Origin of the sequence: Nocardia higoensis NBRC 100133, assembly GCF_000308595.1 — a bacterium.
Lineage (GTDB): Bacteria > Actinomycetota > Actinomycetes > Mycobacteriales > Mycobacteriaceae > Nocardia > Nocardia higoensis.
Window position 1 is genome coordinate 1 of sequence record NZ_BAGA01000018.1, and the last position, 5069, is coordinate 5069.

The 5069-nt window shown below is 69.6% G+C and carries 5 protein-coding genes; all 5 read left to right on the forward strand.

The window, feature by feature from the left end; genetic code table 11:
- The first annotated feature begins 77 nt into the window (after nucleotides 1-77).
- Nucleotides 78-1244, forward strand: coding sequence for a pyridoxal phosphate-dependent aminotransferase (locus ON26_RS02575; protein ID WP_040794327.1), 1167 nt, complete (start codon nucleotides 78-80; stop codon nucleotides 1242-1244).
- A 142-nt stretch (nucleotides 1245-1386) separates the two neighbouring features.
- Nucleotides 1387-2055, forward strand: a complete 669-nt coding sequence (locus ON26_RS02580) for a TetR/AcrR family transcriptional regulator (protein WP_040794328.1) — start codon at nucleotides 1387-1389, stop codon at nucleotides 2053-2055.
- A 6-nt stretch (nucleotides 2056-2061) separates the two neighbouring features.
- Nucleotides 2062-3483 carry an adenylosuccinate lyase gene (purB, locus tag ON26_RS02585; RefSeq protein WP_040794329.1) on the forward strand — a complete coding sequence of 474 codons (1422 nt, stop codon included), beginning with the start codon at nucleotides 2062-2064 and terminating at the stop codon, nucleotides 3481-3483.
- 117 nt (nucleotides 3484-3600) lie between these two features.
- Complete coding sequence (locus ON26_RS02590) at nucleotides 3601-4029, forward strand: HIT family protein (protein ID WP_040794330.1); 429 nt, start codon at nucleotides 3601-3603, stop codon at nucleotides 4027-4029.
- Between the two features lie 105 nt (nucleotides 4030-4134).
- On the forward strand, nucleotides 4135-5069 hold a 935-nt coding region (locus ON26_RS02595; protein WP_040794331.1), incomplete at its 3' end, for an alpha/beta hydrolase.

Sequence of the window (5069 nt, forward strand, 5' to 3'; positions counted from 1 at the left end):
GGTGCGGGGAGCCTTGTCAAGCATCGAGCCGACCATATCCCGGAACGGCCGAACGACGGTGCTCTACCGTCGTTCGGGTGTCCAGAGAATCTCGCAGGTCGACCATCCCCCCTTTCTACGTGATGGACGTGTGGAAAGCCGCCGCCGAGCGCGCCAGGACGCACGGCGATGTGCTCGTGCTGGCCGCCGGTCAGCCCTCGACATCCGCGCCCGCCCCGGTGCTGCGCGCCACCAAGGCCGCGATCGACGCGGAGCTGTTCGGCTACACCGAGACCTTCGGCATCCTGGCGCTGCGCGAGGCGATCGCCGGGCACCACACCGCGACCTACGGCTACCCGGTCGACCCCGACGACGTGGTGGTCACGACCGGCTCCTCCGGCGCCTTCACGCTGATCTTCCTGGCCGCGTTCGATCCGGGCGACACCGTGGTGGTGGCCCGCCCCGGCTATCCGGCCTACCGCAACACCCTCAGCGCGCTCGGCTGCCGGGTGGTCGAACTCGACTGCGGCCCGCAGACCCGCTTCCAGCCGACCGTCGAGATGCTGGCCGCGCTCCCGGAACCGCCCGCGGGCCTGATCGTGGCCAGCCCGGCCAACCCCACCGGCACCATGATCGAACCCGACGAGCTGGCCGCGCTGGCCCGCTGGTGCGAGGACAACGGGACCCTGCTGATCTCCGACGAGATCTATCACGGCATCACCTACGCCGACGGCGCGCGCACCACCTCGGCCTGGGAGACCTCGCGGGCGGCGGTGGTCATCGGCTCGGTTTCGAAGTACTTCTCGATGACCGGCTGGCGGCTGGGCTGGATGCTGGCGCCACCGGACCTGCGCCCGGCCCTGCAGCGGCTGGCCTCCAATATGACGGTGTGCCCGCCGGCGATCTCGCAGTACGCGGCCGTGCATGCCTTCGACGAGGAATCCAAGGCCGAACTCGACGGGCACGTGCGCCGCTACGCGGCCAACCGCAGGCTGCTGCTCGACGGGCTCACCGCACTGGGCATCACGAAGCTGGCCCCGGCCGACGGCGCGTTCTACGCCTACGCCGACATCGGTCACCTGACCGAGGATTTCCGCACCTGGTGCGCGGACCTGCTCGCGCACACCGGGGTAGCGCTGGCGCCCGGCGTCGATTTCGACACCGTGCACGGAGACCGCTCGGTCCGTTTCTCTTTCGCGGGCGCGCGGGCCGATATCGAGCAGGCACTGGAACGGCTGGGAAGGTATCTTCGCGCAGGTGGCTGACGCCGATCCGAACTGGTTGCGATGCAACAACATTCCCGACTCCGATGCCGCCGATCTCGCGATGGGGTAAAACAAATGATGGCTGAGTTCTCTTCTTTCGATTTCCCACGGATGAACTGATGACGACTGGCACGATGGCACGGTGATAACCGCGACGACCCCGAAAGGTGAACGGCGTCGCCAGGCCCTGGTCGCCGCCGCCGCAGAATTGCTCCTCGAAGGGGGATTCGATGCGGTGCGGCATCGTTCGGTGGCCACGCGCGCCCATCTCCCGCTCGCGTCGACCACCTACTACTTCGCCTCGCTCGAGGACCTGATCGCGCGGGCGGTCGAGTTCAGCGGCACCGCCGAACTCGACGCCATGCGCAAGCGCGTCGGCGAGGTCAGCCACCGCAGGCGCGGCGCGGAGGCGACCGTCGAACTGGTGCTCGACCTGCTGATCGGCGACCGGCACGACGAGAACGCGCGCGGGCAGCTGATCGCCCGCTACGAGCGCTCGGTGGCCTCGGCCCGTCATCCCGAGCTACGCGAGGTCCAGCTGCGACTACGGGCGCAACTCGAGGAACTGCTCGCCGACGTGCTGCGCCGCTCCGATCGCAGCGTTCGCCCCGAACATCTGCGACGACTGGTGGCGGTGGTCGACGGCGCGGTCGTCGCCGCGCTCACCGAGAACGACCCCGACCCGCGCCGCACCGCCAGGGCCGCGCTGCTGGAAGTGATCGACATCGTCGCCCCGCCGCTGCGCCCGGCCGGGCCGGAGCAGCTCAACGGCAGCAGGTCGCCTGCCCCGGAGATGCGGCAACTAGACTGACCCCACGTGACCCTCGTCCCGAACGTCCTCGCCACCCGCTATGCCAGTCCCCAGCTGGTGCATCTGTGGTCGCCCGAGCACAAGATCGTGCTCGAGCGGCGGCTGTGGCTGGAGGTGTTGCGGGCCCAGTCCGAACTCGGCATCGATCTGCCCGACGGCGTGCTCGCCGACTACGAGCGGGTGATCGACCACGTCGACACCGCCTCCATCGCCGAACGTGAGCGGGTCACCCGCCACGACGTGAAGGCGCGTATCGAGGAATTCAACGCGCTCGCCGGGCACGAGCACGTGCACAAGGGCATGACCAGCCGCGATCTCACCGAGAACGTCGAGCAGCTGCAGATCCGGCTCTCGCTCGAGCACGTGCACGCCCACGGTGTCGCGGTCGCCGCCCGGCTGGCCGAACGGGCCGCCGAGTACCAGTCGCTGGTGATGGCCGGTCGTTCGCACAATGTCGCCGCGCAGGCCACCACGCTGGGCAAGCGGTTCGCTTCGGCCGCCGACGAACTGCTCATCGGCCTGACCCGGCTGCGCGAGCTCATCGACCGCTACCCGCTGCGCGGCATCAAGGGCCCGATGGGCACCGCCCAGGACATGCTCGACCTGCTCGGCGGCGACCCGGCGAAGCTGGCCCGCCTGGAGCAGCAGGTGGCCGGTCATCTCGGCTTCGCGACCGTGCTGACCAGCGTCGGTCAGGTGTACCCGCGCTCGCTGGACCACGACGTGCTCTCGGCGCTGGTGCAGATCGGCGCGGCTCAGTCGTCCTTCGCGCACACCATCCGGCTGATGGCGGGCCACGAGCTGGTCACCGAGGGCTTCCAGCCCGGCCAGGTGGGCAGCTCGGCCATGCCGCACAAGATGAACACCCGCTCCTGCGAGCGCGTCAACGGCCTGCAGGTGGTGCTGCGCGGCTACGCCTCGATGGCCGCCGAACTGGCGGGCGCGCAGTGGAACGAGGGCGACGTGTTCTGCTCGGTGGTGCGCCGGGTCGCGTTGCCGGACGCCTTCTTCGCGATCGACGGCATGATGGAGACCTTCCTGACCGTGCTGGCCGAATTCGGGGCCTACCCGGCGGTGATCGCCCGCGAACTCGACCGCTACCTGCCGTTCCTGGCCACCACCCGCATCCTGATGGCGGCGGTGCGCGCGGGCGTCGGGCGCGAGACCGCGCACGAGGTCATCAAGGAGCACGCGGTGGCCGTCGCGCTGGCCATGCGCGAGCAGGGCAGGGAGCCGGATCTGCTGGACCGCCTGGCCGCCGACGGCCGGCTGCCGCTGGACCGGGCCGCGCTCGACGCCGCGCTGGCGGACAAGTCGGCCTTCGTCGGCGCCGCGGGCGATCAGACCGGTGAGGTCGTGGCGCAGGTGCAGAAGCTGGTCGAGGCATTCCCGGACGCGGCCCGCTACACACCCTCGCCGATCCTGTAGTCGGACTTCCCGGCACCGGAACGACTTTCGATGGCGCCGCTGCCCCGTCCCGGTCTGCGGACCTGGGCGCGGCGGCGACTGCCCGGGCTGGTCCGGCGGGCGGGGTTAAGGTGCGGTGTGGATCCGTACACCATCTTCTCCGATATCGTCGCAGGCCGCGCCCCCGCCTCGAAGGTGTACGAGGACGACGACGTTCTCGCCTTCCTCGACATCCGGCCGATGACGCCGGGACACCTGCTCGTGGTGCCGAAGGTGCCCGCCCGTGATCTCGCCTCGCTCGATCCGGTGCTGGGCGGCAAGCTCTTCCAGGTCGGCCAGCGGCTGGCCGCCGCCTTGCGGGCCAGCGAGGTCGCCTGCGACGGGGTGAATTTCTTTCTCGCCGACGGGGTCACCGCCGGGCAGGAGATCTTCCACGTGCACCTGCACGTCATTCCGCGCACCCCGGGCGACGGCTTCGGCCTGCGCGGGCGTCCGACCAGTCCGCACCGCGCCGACCTCGACTATCTGGCCGGATCGATCCGTGGTGCGTTGGCGCGATCCGAGTAGACCATAAAGTTTGCTACGGAAATGCCAAGGTGTGTGTGCCTTCGTGTGACATGATCATTTCGGTCACATCCACGGTGGCTTTCTTGCGTTGGCGGAGGTGGGGACGTGGGTCGGAGAAGGATTGCTGGCGTGGTGCTCGCGTCGGTGCTCGCGATGCTCGGCCCGCTGGTGGTCGGCCGGGCGCCCACCGCTTCGGCGGCAGCCCGGGTCGTCCGGGTCGACGCGCTGAGCGCCACCCGCTCGGCGGTATTCGTCGATTCGCCCGCGATGGGCCGGGTCGTCCAGGTGCAGGTACTGCATCCGGCGGGCGGCGGGGCGCGCCCGTCGTTCTACCTCCTCGACGGCCTGGATCCCGGTGTCGGCCAGAGCACCTGGACCAATGCCACCGACGCCGAGGCGTTCTTCCGCGGCAAGAATGTCAATGTGGTTCTGCCCGTCGGCGGTCAGGCGAGCTACTACACCGACTGGCTGCGCGACGACCCGAAACTCGGCCGCTACAAGTGGGAGACCTTCCTGACCGGGGAGCTGCCGCCGATCATCGACGCGAACTTCGCGGGCAACGGCGTCAACGCCATCGGCGGGCTGTCGATGGGCGGCAGCGCGGCGTTCGTCCTGGCGGCGCGCAACCCGCACCTCTACACCACCGTCGCGGGGTACAGCGCCTGCCCGGATACAACTCTGGGCGCGGGCGGGATCATGTTCTCGGTCGCCAATCGCGGCGGCGATCCGCTGAATATGTGGGGCCCGCCCGGCAGCCCGGAATGGGCCGCGCACGATCCCTCGCTGATGGCCGAACGGCTGCGCGGCAAGACCATCTACCTGTCCACCGGCACCGGCATCCCCGGCCCGCACGAGGCGGAACTCAAACCGCAACTGGCCGAGAACATCTTCCTCGGCGGTCCGGTGGAGGTGGGCATCAATGTCTGCACCGTCGCCTTCGAACAGCGCCTGCGCGCTCTGCGCATTCCCGCCAGGATCGACTACAGCCCGGTCGGCACGCATTCCTGGTCGTACTGGCAGGACACCCTGCATGCCTCCTG